The organism is Microbulbifer mixtoriginis (SeqCode) (assembly GCF_052467235.1).
Genome location: NZ_CP174305.1, coordinates 527,878 through 545,250, shown reverse-complemented (window position 1 = coordinate 545,250; position 17,373 = coordinate 527,878). Strand labels below are relative to the sequence as shown.

Below are 17,373 nucleotides of genomic sequence, written 5' to 3'. Positions count from 1 at the left end.
TTTCCTAAATCCCGCCCCCTAGTAAGCCTGTTTAAATCTGCCATTCTCCGCTGGTCTCAACTGTTTCAATATATCTTCAGTTGCGACTAGAACACTTAAGTGCACCTTGAAAAAGTGCTCGGATCTTTCCGTTGTTAATACTTTCGTGGCCAACTTTTTTTATTGTTAATTTCCTTATCTTTTTTTGGGATAACCCATTGATGTTAAAGTGACCATTTATTAGTAGGCTGCCCTCACCCCGATGTACACAGGTCTAATGGAAGGGGCTCTCTATAACGCGTGACAATTATCTAGGATTTGCTTGGATATTTTTATCTTGTGTAGGGGGAGTTTAGCTTTTGTCCGATTGCCATGCCTCGCGATTAAAGTGACGGCAGGTGCTGCAAAACTGGATGAATCAATTTCCAAGGAGTTTACAGTGGTGGCAAGGTCGATGAGAAGGATATGGACTCTACGGCAGTAGTACCGATGGTATCACTGCCGCAGAGTGGCTGGAGAGGGGATTATTTACGGGCTTCGGCACTCGCATCGCGAATTGCGCGGAACTCGTTGCCCTCATACCAGTTGGGCCAATCGCGGTTGTTGGCCAGTTTCAGACCTAGTTTTAGGCCAAGCTGCAGGTCCATTGCCGAACCCTTCAGGTTCCAAGAGGGGTCGTATTCATCGCCAGGCTTGTGGTAATGCTGGCTAACATACTCAGCACCCTTTGCCTGGGCCCACTCGCGGCCATGCTCAAAGTTGTCGCTGCCGGAGTCGAAATACAGCATGGGCACGCCTTTCTTCGCCAGGCTGAAATGATCTGAACGATAGAAGTAGCCGCGCTCCGGGTGCTCTTCCGGGGCTAAATAGCGGCCTTGTCCTTTGGCGGATACCTCCAGCATTTGCTCCAGCTCACTGCTGCCATAACCAATTACAGTAATGTCGCGGGCTGGGCCCAATACGTTCATGGCATCAAAGTTAATACCAGCAACGGTTTTCTCCAAAGGAGCGACAGGTTTTTCGGCGTAGTACTTGGAGCCGAGCAGGCCTGACTCTTCTGCCGTTACGGCAACGAACAGCAGTGAGCGCTCTGGGCGATCCAGCTTCACCGCCTCAGCGGCCATAGCGATTAAGCCAGCGGTACCGGTGGCATTATCGACGGCACCGTTAAAGATCTGGTCCTCACCATCTGCATTTTTGTTAACGCCCAAGTGGTCCCAGTGCGCGGTGTAGACAATCACCTCGTCGGGGTGCTTGTTGCCCGAAAGCTTGGCAACCACGTTGCGAGAATTAGACTTCTTCAGGCTGTTTTTCAGTTGTACGCTGGCGGTTATCCCAAGAGCCTTGGGTTTGAAGCCCTGAGTTTTGGCTGCGTCCATTTCCTTTTGCAGATCGAGGCCGGCGGAGCGGAATAGCGTATTGGCGGCTTGATTGGTCATCCAAGCTTCAATAGCAACCCGGTCTGCATTCTTATTTTCGGCTTCGAGGCTGACTTGCGCACCGGACCAGGAGCCACTAACCACTTCCCATGGATAGCCCGCAGCACCGGTCTCATGAATGATAATCGCACCGTCAGCTCCTTGGCGGGCGGCTTCCTCGAACTTGTAGCTCCAACGGCCGTAATAGGTCATGGCATTTCCATTGAACAAGGCCTTGTCCTGGGTCGCGTAACCGGGGTCATTCACCAAAATAACCGCAGTCTTGCCTTTCATATCCAATCCGGCGTAATCGTTCCAGTTATTCTCTGGAGCGACAATGCCGTAGCCCACAAATACCAACTCGCTGTTCTCCAGGGAGGAGCCTGCGGTCTGTCTTTGGGAGAAGGCCACCATATCGTCTATTGGTTGCAGGTTTTGCTCGAAACCATCGCCCTTGAATGTCAGGGGAGTGGTTTCAATTTCCATTTCCACGATAGGGACTTGCTGGAACCAGCTGGGTTTGCCGGCCGCATCCATTGCCCCAGGCTCCAGGCCCAGCGCCTTGAATTGCTCTGCCAGGTAATTCACGGTGAGTTCTTCACCCTTGGTAGCGGGAGCGCGCCCTTCAAACTTGTCGGAAGCAAGGATCGCAATGTGTTTGTGTAGGTCTGCAGCTATGGCATCGACCTGAGCCTGTTCGGCTTCACCGAGAGATAACTTGGCACCGTCAGCATGGTGGTGTTCAGCATGGGCTGCGTTGTGATCAGCCTCCGGCTTGGCCGCTTCAGTGGTACTTTTGCCACAAGCGGTTAGTGCGCTGCCGACGGCAATGGTCAAACCGAGGCGACGCCAAAGAGTAGGGATTCGCATAATTATGTCCTGTGAGTCTTGCTCAGACACGGATTATGCACGATATAGAGCAAACTAACGACAATTCTTCGGTAGTCGGCTAGTCAAGCAGGCTGGTACCGCTGGAGGAGAAAAGGGAGAGCCCGCGCAAACTAACGCGGGCTCTAAAGGATGTTTGTAAGTGAAGAGTTGGGCTGGGATTACTCGCTGCGCAGCCACTGGCCTTCAGTGGATTGGTCTTGATAGTTAATCCAGACCTTGTCGTAGCCCGTGGCTTCCTTCGCTGCTTTTAGGGCTTGGTTGTCTTTGCTGTTGGTGGGTACCTCAAAGACGTACTGGCTGCCAAGGGCTTGGCAGTTGGCGTTACCGTAAGCCCAGGGTCCGGTAGAGGCAGTGGCGACCCAGCTACCGTCGGTTACATTCTTGCAGGCGAAGCTGTATTGACTGCTGCAGTTGGCATCATTCCAACGTCCGTTACCCCACTGCATTGCACAGTCTTCATTGTTGAGGTTATTGGGTTCGTTCTGATCCCAGGACCAGATTGCGGCGGCGATACGGCCGTCACTAGTATTCATATTGTCCAGGTTGATAATGTTATGACCCTGGGCAAAGCCATTGCGTACATCGTTAGCGGTGATCCTCTCAATACCGCCATTGAAGATTTCTCCAATGGTGCCGATAGTGGTGCTGTCTTCCCAGACGCGACCAATCTCACCGAGGCCGGTAAATGCCATATTTTTCATGCTGCTATTACCCGAGCATCCGCCATCTTTCCATACGACAACCTGTTTTCCGGCAGCCAGCACCTGATTCTTGGTCAAGGTGCTTGGAATACTCTGGCAGCCGCCGCTGTAGTAGATTCTGTTGCCAAAGCGGCTGGTAATCTGGTCGTAAAGATCCTGGTGGCGTCCGTCGGAGTGGTCTTCGATGTATAGGATAATAACCTCATCCTGATTGGCGCTGTCCTCAAGCCAGGCTTTCACCTCATTAAAGCCCTCGGTAGCATACTTGTCGTTCAGGCTGCACAATCCATGGCAAAGCAGCAGGCGTTTGGGGTAGGAGAAGAGGTTCTCCATTTTTGCCGTCCAGTGGACGTCCAGTTCAATAAATCTTGCTCCCATTCGCAGTTGATCCTTAATGGAGTATTCCTGCTGGGGGTCGAGATAGCGGCAACCAACGGAGAAATTACAGGCTCGATAGACCTCTGAGTTGTAGGTGTTGTGGGTACCGAGAATATTATTCTCACTCATTGGGGTGTGGTTATCGATTTTACGTTGCAGGTCCAGGGCTCTGCCTGTCCAGCTATTTTGAAAGTCGGAAACTGTGTCTGCCCATAGTGGTGAACAGATAAGCAGCGACAAAACGGCTGTAATCTGGATTGATTGCATGATATTGAGTTTCATTATTATTCTCCGGGGGCTTTCTGGATGGATAGCCTTTTCGTTCGTTTGGGGTTTTAAGATAAAGAAATAGTTTATTGATCTTTGTTATTCAAAATTTACGGGATCTTCATTGGTACCCTTTTAGGGTTTTATTTTTTTACTATGTGCAGGTTTTTCTGTCTAGATGAAGTGAAGTGATTTATCAGCTTTTGAGATGTTGGTTGGGATTGTTTGACTGGAAAGTTCCAATATAAATTTTCTAATTACTATGACTGGCTATTCTGCATTTTGTTAATTTAATACTTTCAAATGGTTGATAAGGGGTTTTTCTTTATTGAATTTATTTGGATGTTACTTGAGTGTAGGGGTTGATGTCAGAACATTGGAAGGCTTTGGCGTTATAGTTGCTGGTTTAGATGGGTTAAATATTGGATTTTTGGCGTGGGTTAAGCTTGGAGTCTGTATAAAAATAAGTCCTACACTTGTTGGTGCGCTGATGGAATTCTTGAATGCTGAGTAGGTGTCATTGGGGATTATACAGGTGAGAAACAAAGGAGTGTTGAACGATGAAACTACTCAATAAGTGGGTTATTTTGTTGGGCTCTTTTCCAGCGACCTTTATTTTGGGTCTTGACTATACCATTGTCAGCATTGCACTTCCCACAATTCAGCAGAGTCTTGGGGCTACATTTGTCCAGACTCAATGGGTTATGAATATCTTCACGCTAATGTTATGTGTCTTGATGGCAAGTATGGGGCGTTTGGGAGATATTGTCGGCTCATTAAAGATACTCAATATTGGTTGGCTATTACTTGTGTTGGCGTCCCTGCTGGCCGGTCTAGCAAGTGATCCGCTGTGGTTGATTGTTTGGCGTGGATTACAGGGTGTCGCTATAGCTATTATTGTGCCAAATAATATCGCACTGCTTTCTCACAGCTTTACAGAGAAGGAGGCGGGTTTTGCAATGGGTTGGTGGATGTCAGTTTTAGCTATAGGTTTTGCACTTGGCCCTGTATTGGGCGGGGTTATGTGTGAAATTTTTTCTTGGCGTTCCATTTTTTTTATCAATATTCCTTTTGTATTGGCTAGTGCATTGGTGGGGGTCTTTATGATGAAGAGCCCACAAAACCTGGATAAAGAAAAAAGCTATATTGATTGGGCTGGTATGGTTTTGCTCGCGGTAAGTGTTGGGTCATTGGTGTTGCTTGTGGTGGAAGGGCCGCAAATTGGCTGGATGAGTTGGCCTTCGCTATTTTTATTGACGGGGTCTGTTTTAAGCTTTTGGTTGCTGTATCGGGTGGAGAAGAGGCTTAAGCAGCCTTTGATCCACTTTTCATATTTCAAAAATACACTTTTCTCCGCCTGCGTCCTGACAAATTTTGGTTTGTTGGTGTTTTTGATCTCTGCATTTTTCTTGCTGCCATTTTATCTGCACATTGTTCGTCAAGATACAACAGTGATGTCTGGATTGATACTGTTGCCAATTACTTTGGTGATGGCATTGATTTCCCCTCTTGCGGGTAGGATGGCAGCAAGTTCATTGCCTGCAGTTCCGATACTAATTGGGGTGGTTTGTATCTTGATTGCTGCTATTGTCATGACGCAGTTTTCGATTAATACCAAGTTTGTCACTTTGCTATTGGCTTTTATTCCCTTTGGGGTTGCCTGGGGCTTTGTCTTTAGCGCCACTGCCCCCATTGCTATTAGTGCTTTGCCTGAGAATAGTGCAGGTATAGCTACGGGCATGTTGTGGGGTATTCAGAATATCGGTGCAGCGCTCGGCCTGGCTATGACTGGTACTGTTTTCCGGATTTTGGAGAAGAAAAATCTACTGTTCCTGATAAAGCAAGAGGGATTTACTATAACTCAAAGCATGGAGGACTACATTCGATCCCTGTTGATGAATCCTGAGCGAGTGGATCACAGTGCGTTTGGGGTGCCTAGTGATGTGCATGACCGAATGGTAGTTCTATTTGATCAGGCGTTTGCCAGTGCTTTTCAGTCAGTAATGTGGGGGTTGGTAGTTTTTATCTTCCTGCTGCTAGTAGCTATTGCTTTTTTGTTGAAAAAATCATGATGATGTGGAGTATTACTTTTTTATAATTCCAATAACGTATTTCTTTTGCTTTCGGTTCGGCCTGGATTTTCTGGGTTTCGTTGTTGTTCTTCAATCGAAGGTTAAAGGGAGGATGTAAATAATGCGTTTTCTAGTGGTTTATAAAAGTAGTTAAGTGGCTTGTCTTTTTAATATATGCCGGTGCTAAAAATGATAAAAATAAAGTGTTTGTTGATAAGTTTATTCTTTGGTTTTTCTGTTGCTGCCAATGCGTATCAGTCAGCGTATTGTGCCAATCCCATTCTGGAAATAGATTTTGATGGAGTTGTGATTGCTGGTTCCAAGCAGAGACTAGTGAATGTTGCCCTCAGTGGGGAACCGATGCGGGTGGGCTGGGATTTGGATTTCGATGGAGATAAACAATCAGATCTCACGCATTGGTCAGATGCACAATTTACTAGTGTGGTATCGGGAGAGGTGGCGACCAAGGTCCAGTCTGTACACCGACAAATTCCCAGACTTGAGGATGGAAAAATTGAGCTTTCCACAGATTTTGGGCAGTGGCATGGTCTGCTGGATAGTCGTGGGATTCTACTCGGGCGTTTTGAGCACTCCAAAAGAATAAATGAAGATCGCGTCCATTCAATCTGGTGCTTTACCGAGCCCACTCGTAAAACCTGGCAAATGGTGTTTCAACATGATCGCGCCGGTAACACTATCGAAGGTGAAAAGTCCCAGTTAGTGGATGCTGTGGAAGGAGGGTGGGCGATACGGCTTGGTAGGCTAGATTTGACAAAGGAAAAATTAGAAAAAGAAATTGCTACAAACAAAGTAGCGGAACTGGTACCTATCTCAGTGCAAATTTCACCTGAGGGAGAAGTCATTGCGCAATTACCGCAAACTTTTCTTCCAAAGCATTTCCTGGATTCCAGTATTAACCAATATGCAAATAGTAAGGTTCTTTGGGGGGCTAAAGTTAGTACTGCAGGTGAGCTTGATTTAATTTGGGAGGATTTACACAGCGGGCAGATCTCTCGTCAACGGCGCAGCCAGATGGGGCTGGCCTGGTTTGTTGAGCGACCTGTAAAGTGAATTGCTGATAGGCTCAGTTTCAATTGGGAGAATGCCCCGGCTTATTGGGCCGGGGCTCAAGCTGATTTGAAATTACTTCAGGATTTTTAGGGTCTCGCGTATTGGGAACAAAATATCGCGGGCCAATTGCTGGCTGCGGGCTGGGGACCACCCCTCTACAGGGTCAGGCAGGTTGTCGTTATCCTTAAATGGCATTTCCAGGGTCAATGCCAGAGTGCGGAACTGATGACCGGCCCAGGCGGTGCCAATGGTAAGGTTGGCTTCGCCAGGTTTGTCCAGCTCATAACCGTGCTCGGTTTGAAAGTCGGGGCTGATAGCCTCGTAGGCCTGTTTAAAGGTTTCTTCCAGTTTTGCGTGGCGCTCGTCATAGCCGGGAATACCTTCACAGGCAGCAACGAAGTTATAGGGAAGTGCTTCGTCTCCATGAATATCTAAGAAGATATCCCCGCCGATTTCCAACATCTTTTCCCGAACGAGGAATACTTCCGGGCTGCGATCCATGGTTGGATTGAGCCACTCGCGATTCAGGTTGGCACCAGCGGCATTGGTGCGCAGGTGGCCGCGAACGCTGCCGTCGGGGTTCATATTGGGGACTATGTAGAAAACGGTATCTGCCAGCAGTTTCTGGGCCTGAGGGTTGGCATCATCCAGTAGAGCCTCAAGGAAGCCCTCTACAAACCACTCCGCCATGGTTTCTCCGGGGTGCTGGCGTGCAATCATCCATACCCGATGCTTGGCGGTTTCGGCATCTCCGATAGTGAGCATGGTCATATCGCGTTGGTCGAGGGTTTTGCCAAGGGTTTGGATTTTTACCCGCTCATTGCTCTGAGCCCAGGCCAGCAGATCCAGGTGGCGCTCCCAGGAGTAAGGTGCGAAGTAAGCCAGGTAAATACTGGGCTCATCCAGGGTTACGGTAAAGTCGAGAGTCTTGCCATCGTAATTGGCGCCGATGCGGAACCAATTCTGACGGTCATAGGAAGCGCACACCCGATAGTTTTCCCAGCCTTCCGGGTAGGCGGATTTACCTGCATTGACAATACTCAGTGGATAGCTTGCGCCCACCTCACCTTCTAGTCGAAAGTGAAACCACTGGTAGAAATCGGAGTTATTATCCTGGCGTATAGCCAGCTGAATAGGGCTGCTTTCAGCGTTGATCACTTCGATATTGCCGCTGTCAAAGGCACTGGTTATGTACATGTAGTGAGCTCCACTCTTGTTGTTGGGCGCAGGATACAGCTCTGGAGGGATTTTTTCAGGGGGAGAGTGGGGGATTTCGCCACTTGAGGGTGCAATTTTGCGCTTTCTGAAATTAAAAAAGCACGGTACCGAATTCGATACCGTGCTTTAGCCATTCCATGGCGGCACCCGCTACGACTACTGCTCCCTGAAATTTCCGGTGTCGGACCCCTGGCGACTGCTCACTGCCCGGCCTGATCACAAGTGCGTCAATCCACACTGTCAGAAATCGACTACATCTCCTTAACATCCCGCAACAAGTGCTGGTTAAAGTTTAGGCAGTTCGATTGGGCAATTGTTGTACGTTGGTGCAGATAGGCGTAAATTTGCTTATCTTTCACCCCGTCGATAATGAGTTGATTGAGAGCTGTAGGGGAGAAACACGAAAGCTTGGCGGAGCCCATTACAGGGGAAGTATCCGCCTGGACAATATTATCAAAGTTAATAATAGAGGTAGGCCATGAATAGAAATCTAAAGCGTGGCATTGTATTCAGCGGTTTGCTGACCGTGGTGATCAATATGAGTGCTTGTGGTTACTTCCTGTATCCGGAGCGCAAAGGGCAGAGTGGTGGACGGGTTGACCCGGCTGTATTGATACTAGATGGGGCCGCACTGTTATTTGGCATCATCCCCGGTATTGTGGCTTTTGCGGTAGATATCACCAATGGCACCATTTATTTACCGCCGGGGAGTAGCTCTGTAATCGACCGTCACGTCAGTAGCCTGGATGGAGGCGAAGTGCGTCAGGTAATCGACGAAGAGGGGCAGGCCTGGCTTGAGATGCCGATAGAAACTTTCACCTCGCAAGAGAAGACCCTGCAAAGCCTGGGGAAAACCTTATCTGATGTCACCGAAAGCCAGATCGATGCCAGTGATATCGTTTGGCTAGAGGATTCCGCAGCCTTGCGGGCTGCAACTGCCACCCAGACCGCATCGCGCTAAATTTTTTCGCTTTCTTTCCTTCATTTATGGGGACTACAAGTTGGCACTTGTAGTCCCTTTTTCCTGCGTCTCAATGAGCGCTGGTTCAATACAGACCTTCTAGCGCCAAAGGAACCACGCTGGCTGCCAGTAAAAGGCCCATGGTGATATTAAACAGTCTCAGGTGGTTGGGTTTGGTCAGAAAGCGCTTTAGCCCTATACCAAAGAACAGCCAAACAGCGACACAGGGACCGCCTATGGCTATAAAGGCTAGGGCGATCTGCAATATGTCTTTCCACACTTCGCCATTTGGGCTTGTGAATGCTGCTAGGGCACCTATGGCCATAATCCAGCCTTTGGGGTTGACCCACTGAAAGGCGATGGCCTGAAAAAATGAAAAGGGGTGGCGATCGCTGGCGGAGTCTATCTCGCGTGTTGAAGCGATCAGCCAGGCCAGATATAGCAGATAGCCAATGCCTACCCAGCGGATAATCTCGTGAAGTACTGGAAATTGGCTGAAGACCGAGCCGAGGCCCAACCCTACAGCAATGACCATTGCGGGAAACCCAAGCCAGATACCCAGCAGGTGTGGTAAGGAGCGGCTGGCGCCGTGATTTAATCCAGAGGACATGATCATTAAGTTATTGGGGCCAGGGGTGATACTGGTGGAAAAGACAAAAAGGGCAATGGGTAACAGCGTTTCTATCAAGGGGGCCTCAGGGTCCATTGTGGGCATCATGCTAAGATGCAGGCAAAACCAGAGAAGCACAAGTGAAATTGATCGACAGCCATTGTCATTTAGATTTTCAAATTTTCGAGAACGATCGGGCTCAGGTCTGGCAGCGCTGTGTCGCCAAGGGGATCAGTCAACTGATTATCCCCGGTGTTTGTAAACCCCAGTGGCAAAAGCTTGCGCTATTGGTTGACGGTCAGCCCCATTGGCATGCGGCTGCTGGAGTCCATCCTTGGTGGGTGTCAAAAAACTGCCAGGAAGATGAAGAGTGCATCAATGAGGTGCAACTGAACAGTGCACTAGCCGAGCATTTGCAGCAGTATCGCTGTATTGCTGTCGGAGAGTGTGGCCTGGATGCCGCTATAGCAACTCCGTTGGAAAAACAAATTACTGTATTTAAAACACAGCTGGAAGTTGCCAGCGACTTACAGCTGCCACTGATTTTACATGTGCATCGGGCGCACAACGAAGTACTTAAGCTATTGAAGCAATACCCTCTACCAAGGGGAGGAGTGGTACATGCATTTAGTGGTAGTGAGCAGATGGCTATGGACTACTGGAAAATGGGCTTTTATTTGGGCGTTGGTGGCACTATCACTTACAGTCGCGCGGCCAAAACCCGCAAGACCGTTACACGTATGCCGTTAGAGAGCCTGATACTGGAATCCGATGCACCCGATATGCCACTGTCAGGGCGGCAGGGGCAGCGAAATAGCCCTGAAAATCTGCCATTAATAGCCGCCGAATTAGCGGCGCTGCGCGGTATTTCTTTACAAGAAATTGCCAGCGCAACACGAAAAAATACTGAGATATTATTTGCCCTATGAGTTTTTCTGCAGAGCAATTCAAGAAGCAGTTTCCACTTTTTGCCCAGGAGGAAAATGCAGGATTAGTCTACCTGGATAATGCAGCTACCACGCAAAAACCGCTATCCGTTATTAATGCGATGCGGGATTACTATATTCACAGTAGTGCCAACACTCATAGATCTAGTCATCGATTAGCGCGCAAGTCTACTGAAATAGTCGAGCAGGTGCGCTATGAAACCAAGCAGTTTGTGAATGCCGCTAGTACCAAAGAAATCATTTTTTGTCGCGGTGCAACTGAGGCCCTGAATCTGCTCGCCCATTGTCTTTGTAGTGAATTACAGCCTGGCGATGAGATAGTTATTTCCACCGCTGAACATCACGCGAATATCGTACCCTGGCAGATGATGGCCAAGCGCCATAATCTGATTCTGCGCTATGTGCCCCACTCTGCAGGAATTCCCCAGTTTGATCGACTGGGAGAGGTGTTGAACGATCGTACACGAGTGGTTTCTCTGACCGGTGGTTCCAACTCAATAGGTTTGCGTCCAGATCTCTCATTAATTCGAAAATTGTTAAGACCTTGGCAACTTAAGTGGATCGTGGATGGCGCTCAGTTGGCCGCTCATGAAGAAATTGATGTACAAAAAATTGGTTGTGATTTCTTTGTTTGTTCCGCACATAAGTTTTACGGCCCCAGTGGGATCGGTTTTCTCTACGGGCGCGAAACCCTTTTGGAGTCAATGCCTCCTTGGCACGGTGGGGGTGAGATGATCGCGGAAGTGGAATTCCAGCAGAGCCACTACGCCGAATTACCTCATAAATTTGAGGCGGGCACATCACCACTGGCTGCAATAGCCGGGCTGGGGGCGTCACTGGATTTCCTCTCCCGACAGGATCGTACCGCTATGGCCGAACATGAACAAAGACTGACACACTGGCTGCACCGGGAACTAAATGCATCCCCAAACTTTCGTTTGATCAGTCAAGCTAGTCACAACCTCGGAATAATTTCATTTGTGCCGCTCGAAGGCAGTGCTACGGATTTAATGCACTGGCTGGATGAGCGGGATATTGCCGTGCGGGTGGGGCATCACTGTGCGCAAATACTGGGGCGAACCAGTGGCAATCAGGTTACGGTGCGCGCCTCTGTAGCGGCTTATAACACCGACGATGATATCAGGGCATTTCTGCAGGCGTTAGAGGACTATTGCGAGGTCCAACAGCTGGTCACATCTGGGGTAGAGGTTCACTCCAAAAGCTGGGTAAGAGATGATTTTTCCCTGTTGCAACTTGAGTGTCTGGCCTCTCATCAAAATTGGCAGGGGCGTTATCGTGAGCTATTGCAGTGGAGTAAAGTGGTTACCCGTAAGCCCGAGATCCGCAATCCGGAGAATCTCGTTCGTGGCTGTGAATCTGAGGCCTGGTTAGTACACAGGGAAATAGATGGACGTCACTTCTTTGGACTCGACAGCGATAGCCGGGTTGTGAAGGGGCTCGGGGCACTGTTGCTTTCTCAGATAGATGGTTGCACTGCGGATGAGGTCCAAGCATTGGACCTGCCCCAACTATTTAATGAATTGGGGCTGAGTAAGCACTTGAGTCAGTCTCGCAGTAATGGGTTCTATGCTTTGATGCGCCGCGCATTACATCAGATAGAGAGCGGCGCAGAGCGGTCTTGATAAAGTTATACACCTTGGTTGGCAGGGCTGAGGCTTGGGACTCTACCGGGCGTTTTAGCTTTCAGGCCGAACAGTAATCGCAGCAATGGCACCCGCCGAATGATAAATTCATGAATAGCGAGACACCCTATCACCGTTATTAAAAAGACCAGTAGGGGCTCGATAACCGGCCCCAAGGAAAACTCTTTCAACTTAAAGAGCGCCGCAACGGTAATTGTCTGGTGCAGGATGTACCAGGGGTAAACTGCCTCTGTGGCATAGGGCAGCCATGTAAACGGGCGGTTGAGGCAGTAGTGTCCCCAAGCTAATACTGTAAGTAGCCAGAACCAACGATTGGCATAAATCACTATCAGTTGAATTAAAGACTGCCCAGGAATTATATCCTCTTCCAATACCCGATCGAACAGCAGGAATAGGCAAAAACAAAGCGGAGCTGCAATCAGCAGGAAGAAGCGCAGGCGCACTAGCAGTTTCCATGGAGCCTCATTGCTGACAAGCAGGTAGCCGAATAGAAAGAAAGTGAAAAATTGTGCATGGGTATACCAATCACCAACAACGGCGTAGTTAATTCCACCAAAAAGCGGGAAGAGATAGAGGCCGTATAAAGTGAGGGGTAGCAGCGGCATGAATAGAAGCTGCCAGGCTCTAAAGCGAGATAGCCAGTTTCCTAGTCCTGGCCCGTAGGTTTGCAGAAAATAAGATACTGGAATAATGGCTAGCGTGTAGCAGAGCAGGTAGGGTAAATACCAGAGGTGATTCCAGGTGAAGCCAACATGGCTACCTGCAAAGCTCTCGGCCGGCCAGGGTTGAAACGTAAAGTATTGCCAGAGGAAACTTAGGTAACCTGGCTCTATGACGCCGTTGGAGAGCGCCTCATAGTAAGCTTGTGGTGGCACTATAACCAGTATGCCGAAGAGAAGTGGGATAAGTAGCTGTCGCAATCGCCTCAGCAGAAACCGAGCGCTCCCAAGCTTAGCCAGCAGAAAGTATGTTGCGGCCCCAGAGATCAGGAACAGCAATGGCATTCGCCACTGGTTAACTGCCAGCATCAGGATCTGCAAAGGTTCACTCTGGTAAGTGCTCTTTACATGCCAGCCCCATTCAGCCACATAGGCCATCCCCAGGTGATACAAAATGAGTAGGGCAAAAGCGAGCACGCGCAGGGCATCAATGTCATGGCGGCGATGAATGTTTTTTTGCATGGCGTCCTTCATTTGGATTTGAAACAAGTTTCGCTATGTTCCTTGGGAAAATACCCTGTCTGCTATGCAAAGGACGTGAGATGCATTGCTAAAGGTGTGAATGGTGGTTTTCAGGGATGAGTTGAAGCTATGCTACCGGCAAAAATGCATGGGGATTGGAATAAATGACGGTACAAATGTACCTGGCGCGCAGGCGGCAATTTGAAATAGGGCTCTGCATTCTGTTCTTATTCGTACTATGGCTGGTGCAATTTACAGTAGTGTACCTGGAGCATCTCGGAGCGGATTCCAGATTCAAGCCTTGGGAGTTTTTGGTTTGGGAGGGCACCAGTATTCTGGTTGTGGGGCTGTTGTTCCCATTGATTCTGATCTGGGATCGTCGCTTTCCCCTAAGTAAGGAAACACTTGCTCGACATTTATTTATACATCTACTGCTGACCCTGCCTTGGTCGCTTTTACATGTTGTTGCTATGGTGGCACTGCGTACGGCGATCTACTACCTCGAAGGTGGCTCCTACAATTTTGGACACTGGGGAATTGAATTTTTCTATGAGTACCTGAAAGATTTTCGTACTTATGGCTTTCTACTGGGGGCTGTTTATTTATATCGTTTTCTCCTACGCTGCATACAAGGTGAGTCACTAGAACCCCCGGATGAAGGGCGACCTAAAGACTCTATTGAGCGCCCGGAGCGCCTTTTAATAAAGAAGCTGGGTAAAGAATTTCTGGTGAATGTAAAAGATATCGAGTGGGTGGAAGCCGCTGGGAATTATGTAAATTTGCATTTGGGAGAAAGAATTTATCCCCTTCGCGATACCATGGCAAAGTTACTGGAACGTTTAGACCCAGATGACTTTGTGCGGGTGCACCGCTCTTATATTGTGCGTTTGGATTCCATTGCCGAGATAGTTCCCCTTGAAAGTGGGGATGCGCGTATTTGCTTAAAAGGTGGCCAACAAATCCCTGTAAGTCGTCGCTACAGGGATCTGCTCAGGACTCAGTTGAGGTCGGCTTAGCTTGTGCTTTTTGCCTGAAGAAGCCTTTCTATAGCTCGGGAAGCTGCCACAAAGCCAAAAGTGCCGGTAACCATGGTGGCTGCACCAAAGCCACCACTGCAATCTAATTTAACCCCATTCTGCATGGCGCTTTTCTGCTGGCAAACGTCACCATCGGGTTTCGGGTAAACCATCGACTCGCGGGAGAAAATGGCGTCCACACCGAACTGCCGTTTGCTGCTCTTTTGGAAATTGTGAAAACGATAGAGATGCTGACGCACCTTGGCCAGCATGGGGTCGTTGATGGTGCGACCGAGATCCGCACACTCAATGGCCTGTGGGGAGCGCTTACCACCGGCGGAGCCAACGGTGATCAGACGCAATTTTCGCGCTTTGCAGTAGGCAACCAGCGAAGCTTTAACTCGCGCATTATCGATGGCGTCAATAACAATATCCAGAGAATCTCTATCGGGGTCGATCAGCTCGGCCAGATTGTCTGTGGCGATAAAGTCATCGATAGCGGTGACCTGAATCTCCGGGTTGATCTGCCTGAGTCGGTCGGCCATGACCTCGATCTTCATGTGTCCAACCGTTGAGGAGAGGGCATGGCACTGGCGATTAGTGTTGGTGATACATATATCGTCGAGATCAATTAGTGTCAGGGCGCCTACACCACTTCGGGCAAGTGCCTCAGCGATCCAGGTACCCACACCGCCGATGCCGATAACTAATATATGGGCCCGATTCAATATCTCCAGGGCATGGTTACCATACAGGCGGCCGATACCGCCAAAGCGTTGTAGGTATTGTTCAGACAGACTCATTGGGGCTCTTTTCCGATACTTCTTCCAGAAAGCGGTGCTTGTCTACTGCAGAGGGCAGTAAACAACTACTGCGCCGGCCAAACCAGCGGTAGCGATTGCGCGCTACCAAATCGTAGAGCCAATCCCGCACTGAGCGCGGAATGTAGCGCAAAACCACAAGATAACGCCAGTAGCCATCAAGGTTGGCTGAGATACGAAGGGCCGCCTCACTCTTATGGTATTGCTGGAAGCAATCTCCCTGTCGCTCTAATAGAATCACGCTCTCATAGGTTTCCAGGGGTAGCCCAAGCTTCCTCAAGTAGTGCTGGCCAGCCTGGGACTGTACTCTGCAGAGCGTGAAGCGACAATGAGGGTCGTACTTTATGAGCAGATGGCTCCAGCCGTTACAAAGGTTACACTGGCTGTCGAAGAGGACGATTTTTTCAGGAGGAGAGGGGGGCATGGGGGAAAATAGCGGCCCGGAGGCCGCCAATATCTTTAGTGAACGTGACCGTGATCGATTTCTTCCGCGGTTGCGTCGCGCACTGAGATAACTTCGATCTCAAAGTGCAGCTCCACTCCGGCCAGAGGGTGGTTGCCGTTAATAGTAACTTCATCGCCATCAATATCGATAATTTCGACTTCAATGGGGTGGCCATCGGTGCTCTGGGCGTGGAAAGCCATGCCAACTTCGAGCTCTTCTACACCGGAAAAGGCGCTGCGGGGCATTGTTTGGATCAGCTCTGGGTTTTGCACGCCGTAACCTTCCTCAGGAGAGATCACCGCAGTGAACTTGTCTCCTGGTGCTTTTTCCAGCATTTCCCGCTCAAGGCCAGGAATAATATTGCCCACGCCCTGTAAGTACTTAAGCGGCTCCCCATTTGCGGAGGAGTCGATGACCGTTCCGTCAGCATCTTTCAGGGTGTAGTTGATTTCCACAACTGTGTGGTTGGCAATCTTCATGGATAGTCTCTGATTGAAGAGTGAGTGAATTAGCGCTTACCGCTGCGCTGGAAAACGGGAGGTAAAGGCTGTGAGGATGCAATTGTATTGAGAGGTTACATACGCCGCAACTTGTGCGGCGCAAGTGGGGGTTAACAAGCGATGGAAAGGTCTTGCTCGCAGCCACCGTAAAGGCTACTCGCTGTTTGTATAAGACTTGTACTAAGCTGCCATGGAAACCCCAGCTCTTCCAAGCGCGCTTCCAGATATTCGAGCAGGGCGTCAAACAGAGCTGGATTCAGACCGCGAGCCAGGAAACTGGCGCGACTACTGCGATCAGGCTCGGGCTGTTCAGAAAAGGCGTGGTTTAGGAATTGTGCTTGGCGGCTTTGTTGTTTGCGATGATCACAGGTTTCGTAACTGGAAAGGTGGCGGCCTATGGTTTCGTAAAATTCATTGACTGTATGACAGACAAATTTAGCACCACCGACCTGTTCTAACAGGCTGTTCATATCTCTCCCCCCGGTGAGCAGTTGGTACTGAAATATAAAATTCCGCAGAGCCCAAAATATTGTGATAGAAAAAATGCACAGGATGCACTGGCTCATTAACGGTACAACATTAATTGCTCAGCAGCGTAAGTCATATTCTCTCGGACTGCCAACGTGCTTTAAGAAAATTGTCATTTTGTTCGACAGGTAGTAGTCCAGTTTGCCTTTATCTACGCCAAATAAAAAATTGCTTTTAAGATAGTGTTTTTTATCCCTTTATTCTGAGTTTTTTAGCGTAGATGTTAGACTGCACGCTTGAACTAAATAAAAAATTTGCAACTGATTGGATTAAATTATGGCAAGCATTTTTACTCAAATTTTGAATGGGGACTTACCGGGCCACTTTATCTGGAGGGATGAAAAAGCGATTGCAATCATGACCATTTCCCCCATTAAGCCGGGGCATTGCCTGGTAATCCCGGTTGAAGAAATTAACCACTGGGATGATGTGCCAGCCGAGCTTGCGGCACACTTAATGTTGGTTGCACAAAAAGTCGCCAAGGGACTAAAGGCTGTGTATTCACCCAAGCGTGTAGGTGTGATGATTGCAGGGCTGGAGGTACCGCACACCCATATTCACCTGATTCCTGTCGATGAATTGACAGATTTTGATTTTTCCCTGCAAAAGAGTGCAACATCTGAGCAGTTGGCTATTGAGGCTGAGAAAATTCGTAGCGCACTCGTTCAGCAGGGCTGTTCAGAGGCAGAGTGTGTCAGAGGTTAA

Annotated in this window: 16 protein-coding genes; 7 read left to right on the top strand and 9 right to left on the bottom strand. The window is 49.0% G+C overall.

Translation table 11 applies throughout. The annotated features are described in order from the left end of the window. Positions 1–503 precede the first annotated feature (503 nt). On the bottom strand, positions 504–2,267 hold the full coding sequence (locus ACJJIO_RS02300) for a M28 family metallopeptidase (RefSeq protein ID WP_444910026.1): 1,764 nt from the start codon (positions 2,265–2,267) through the stop codon (positions 504–506). 179 nt (positions 2,268–2,446) lie between these two features. Next, positions 2,447–3,649 carry a phosphatidylinositol-specific phospholipase C domain-containing protein gene (locus ACJJIO_RS02295; RefSeq protein WP_444910025.1) on the bottom strand — a complete coding sequence of 401 codons (1,203 nt, stop codon included), beginning with the start codon at positions 3,647–3,649 and terminating at the stop codon, positions 2,447–2,449. Between the two features lie 545 nt (positions 3,650–4,194). On the opposite strand from ACJJIO_RS02295, the gene ACJJIO_RS02290 reads away from it, so the two are divergent. Together ACJJIO_RS02290 and ACJJIO_RS02285 are read left to right on the top strand one after the other, a co-directional pair. Then, complete coding sequence (locus ACJJIO_RS02290) at positions 4,195–5,706, top strand: MFS transporter (protein WP_444910024.1); 1,512 nt, start codon at positions 4,195–4,197, stop codon at positions 5,704–5,706. A 189-nt stretch (positions 5,707–5,895) separates the two neighbouring features. Then, on the top strand, positions 5,896–6,777 hold the full coding sequence (locus tag ACJJIO_RS02285; protein ID WP_444910023.1) for a hypothetical protein: 882 nt from the start codon (positions 5,896–5,898) through the stop codon (positions 6,775–6,777). Between the two features lie 72 nt (positions 6,778–6,849). Here ACJJIO_RS02285 and ACJJIO_RS02280 read toward each other — a convergent pair whose 3' ends face one another. Further along, positions 6,850–7,974, bottom strand: coding sequence for a M14 family metallopeptidase (locus ACJJIO_RS02280; protein ID WP_444910022.1), 1,125 nt, complete (start codon positions 7,972–7,974; stop codon positions 6,850–6,852). A gap of 499 nt (positions 7,975–8,473) precedes the next feature. Here ACJJIO_RS02280 and ACJJIO_RS02275 point away from each other — a divergent pair, with 499 nt between their 5' ends. After that, a complete protein-coding gene (locus ACJJIO_RS02275; RefSeq protein WP_252085352.1) occupies positions 8,474–8,956 on the top strand; it encodes a hypothetical protein in 483 nt (160 codons plus the stop codon). 85 nt (positions 8,957–9,041) lie between these two features. Here the strand turns inward: ACJJIO_RS02275 and ACJJIO_RS02270 are convergent, their stop codons facing one another. Then, positions 9,042–9,674: a LysE family translocator gene (locus ACJJIO_RS02270; protein WP_252085353.1), complete on the bottom strand. Its 633-nt coding sequence runs from the start codon at positions 9,672–9,674 to the stop codon at positions 9,042–9,044. A 32-nt stretch (positions 9,675–9,706) separates the two neighbouring features. On the opposite strand from ACJJIO_RS02270, the gene ACJJIO_RS02265 reads away from it, so the two are divergent. Together ACJJIO_RS02265 and ACJJIO_RS02260 are read left to right on the top strand one after the other, a co-directional pair. Continuing rightward, complete coding sequence (locus ACJJIO_RS02265; RefSeq protein ID WP_444910021.1) at positions 9,707–10,495, top strand: TatD family hydrolase; 789 nt, start codon at positions 9,707–9,709, stop codon at positions 10,493–10,495. Beyond that, positions 10,492–12,156, top strand: a complete 1,665-nt coding sequence (locus tag ACJJIO_RS02260; RefSeq protein WP_444910020.1) for an aminotransferase class V-fold PLP-dependent enzyme — start codon at positions 10,492–10,494, stop codon at positions 12,154–12,156. Before ACJJIO_RS02265 ends, ACJJIO_RS02260 begins: the two co-directional genes overlap by 4 nt. Before the next feature lie 5 nt (positions 12,157–12,161). Here the strand turns inward: ACJJIO_RS02260 and ACJJIO_RS02255 are convergent, their stop codons facing one another. Further along, on the bottom strand, positions 12,162–13,358 hold the full coding sequence (locus ACJJIO_RS02255) for an acyltransferase family protein (protein WP_444910019.1): 1,197 nt from the start codon (positions 13,356–13,358) through the stop codon (positions 12,162–12,164). Between the two features lie 164 nt (positions 13,359–13,522). On the opposite strand from ACJJIO_RS02255, the gene ACJJIO_RS02250 reads away from it, so the two are divergent. Then, positions 13,523–14,374, top strand: coding sequence for a LytR/AlgR family response regulator transcription factor (locus ACJJIO_RS02250; RefSeq protein ID WP_444910018.1), 852 nt, complete (start codon positions 13,523–13,525; stop codon positions 14,372–14,374). Here the strand turns inward: ACJJIO_RS02250 and tcdA are convergent. From tcdA to ACJJIO_RS02230, 4 genes are all read right to left on the bottom strand, one after another. Continuing rightward, complete coding sequence (tcdA, locus tag ACJJIO_RS02245; protein ID WP_444910017.1) at positions 14,371–15,177, bottom strand: tRNA cyclic N6-threonylcarbamoyladenosine(37) synthase TcdA; 807 nt, start codon at positions 15,175–15,177, stop codon at positions 14,371–14,373. The two genes, ACJJIO_RS02250 and tcdA, sit on opposite strands and share 4 nt — an antisense overlap. Further along, positions 15,164–15,619, bottom strand: coding sequence for a thiol-disulfide oxidoreductase DCC family protein (locus ACJJIO_RS02240; protein ID WP_444910016.1), 456 nt, complete (start codon positions 15,617–15,619; stop codon positions 15,164–15,166). Before ACJJIO_RS02240 ends, tcdA begins: the two co-directional genes overlap by 14 nt. Before the next feature lie 35 nt (positions 15,620–15,654). Next, positions 15,655–16,119: an FKBP-type peptidyl-prolyl cis-trans isomerase gene (locus ACJJIO_RS02235; RefSeq protein WP_252085360.1), complete on the bottom strand. Its 465-nt coding sequence runs from the start codon at positions 16,117–16,119 to the stop codon at positions 15,655–15,657. A 131-nt stretch (positions 16,120–16,250) separates the two neighbouring features. Continuing rightward, positions 16,251–16,610, bottom strand: a complete 360-nt coding sequence (locus tag ACJJIO_RS02230) for a globin family protein (RefSeq protein WP_252085361.1) — start codon at positions 16,608–16,610, stop codon at positions 16,251–16,253. 334 nt (positions 16,611–16,944) lie between these two features. On the opposite strand from ACJJIO_RS02230, the gene ACJJIO_RS02225 reads away from it, so the two are divergent. Continuing rightward, on the top strand, positions 16,945–17,373 hold the full coding sequence (locus tag ACJJIO_RS02225) for an HIT family protein (RefSeq protein WP_252085362.1): 429 nt from the start codon (positions 16,945–16,947) through the stop codon (positions 17,371–17,373).

Excerpts from the sequence above, each read along its gene's own strand:
- ACJJIO_RS02300 (WP_444910026.1), bottom strand. The coding sequence starts at position 2,267 with ATGCGAATCCCTACTCTTTGGCGTCGCCTCGGTTTGACCATTGCCGTC.
- ACJJIO_RS02295 (WP_444910025.1), bottom strand. The coding sequence starts at position 3,649 with ATGAAACTCAATATCATGCAATCAATCCAGATTACAGCCGTTTTGTCG.
- ACJJIO_RS02290 (WP_444910024.1), top strand. The coding sequence starts at position 4,195 with ATGAAACTACTCAATAAGTGGGTTATTTTGTTGGGCTCTTTTCCAGCG.
- ACJJIO_RS02285 (WP_444910023.1), top strand. The coding sequence starts at position 5,896 with ATGATAAAAATAAAGTGTTTGTTGATAAGTTTATTCTTTGGTTTTTCT.
- ACJJIO_RS02280 (WP_444910022.1), bottom strand. The coding sequence starts at position 7,974 with ATGTACATAACCAGTGCCTTTGACAGCGGCAATATCGAAGTGATCAAC.
- ACJJIO_RS02275 (WP_252085352.1), top strand. The coding sequence starts at position 8,474 with ATGAATAGAAATCTAAAGCGTGGCATTGTATTCAGCGGTTTGCTGACC.
- ACJJIO_RS02270 (WP_252085353.1), bottom strand. The coding sequence starts at position 9,674 with ATGATGCCCACAATGGACCCTGAGGCCCCCTTGATAGAAACGCTGTTA.
- ACJJIO_RS02260 (WP_444910020.1), top strand. The coding sequence starts at position 10,492 with ATGAGTTTTTCTGCAGAGCAATTCAAGAAGCAGTTTCCACTTTTTGCC.
- ACJJIO_RS02255 (WP_444910019.1), bottom strand. The coding sequence starts at position 13,358 with ATGCAAAAAAACATTCATCGCCGCCATGACATTGATGCCCTGCGCGTG.
- ACJJIO_RS02250 (WP_444910018.1), top strand. The coding sequence starts at position 13,523 with ATGACGGTACAAATGTACCTGGCGCGCAGGCGGCAATTTGAAATAGGG.
- tcdA (WP_444910017.1), bottom strand. The coding sequence starts at position 15,177 with ATGAGTCTGTCTGAACAATACCTACAACGCTTTGGCGGTATCGGCCGC.
- ACJJIO_RS02240 (WP_444910016.1), bottom strand. The coding sequence starts at position 15,619 with ATGCCCCCCTCTCCTCCTGAAAAAATCGTCCTCTTCGACAGCCAGTGT.
- ACJJIO_RS02235 (WP_252085360.1), bottom strand. The coding sequence starts at position 16,119 with ATGAAGATTGCCAACCACACAGTTGTGGAAATCAACTACACCCTGAAA.
- ACJJIO_RS02230 (WP_252085361.1), bottom strand. The coding sequence starts at position 16,610 with ATGAACAGCCTGTTAGAACAGGTCGGTGGTGCTAAATTTGTCTGTCAT.
- ACJJIO_RS02225 (WP_252085362.1), top strand. The coding sequence starts at position 16,945 with ATGGCAAGCATTTTTACTCAAATTTTGAATGGGGACTTACCGGGCCAC.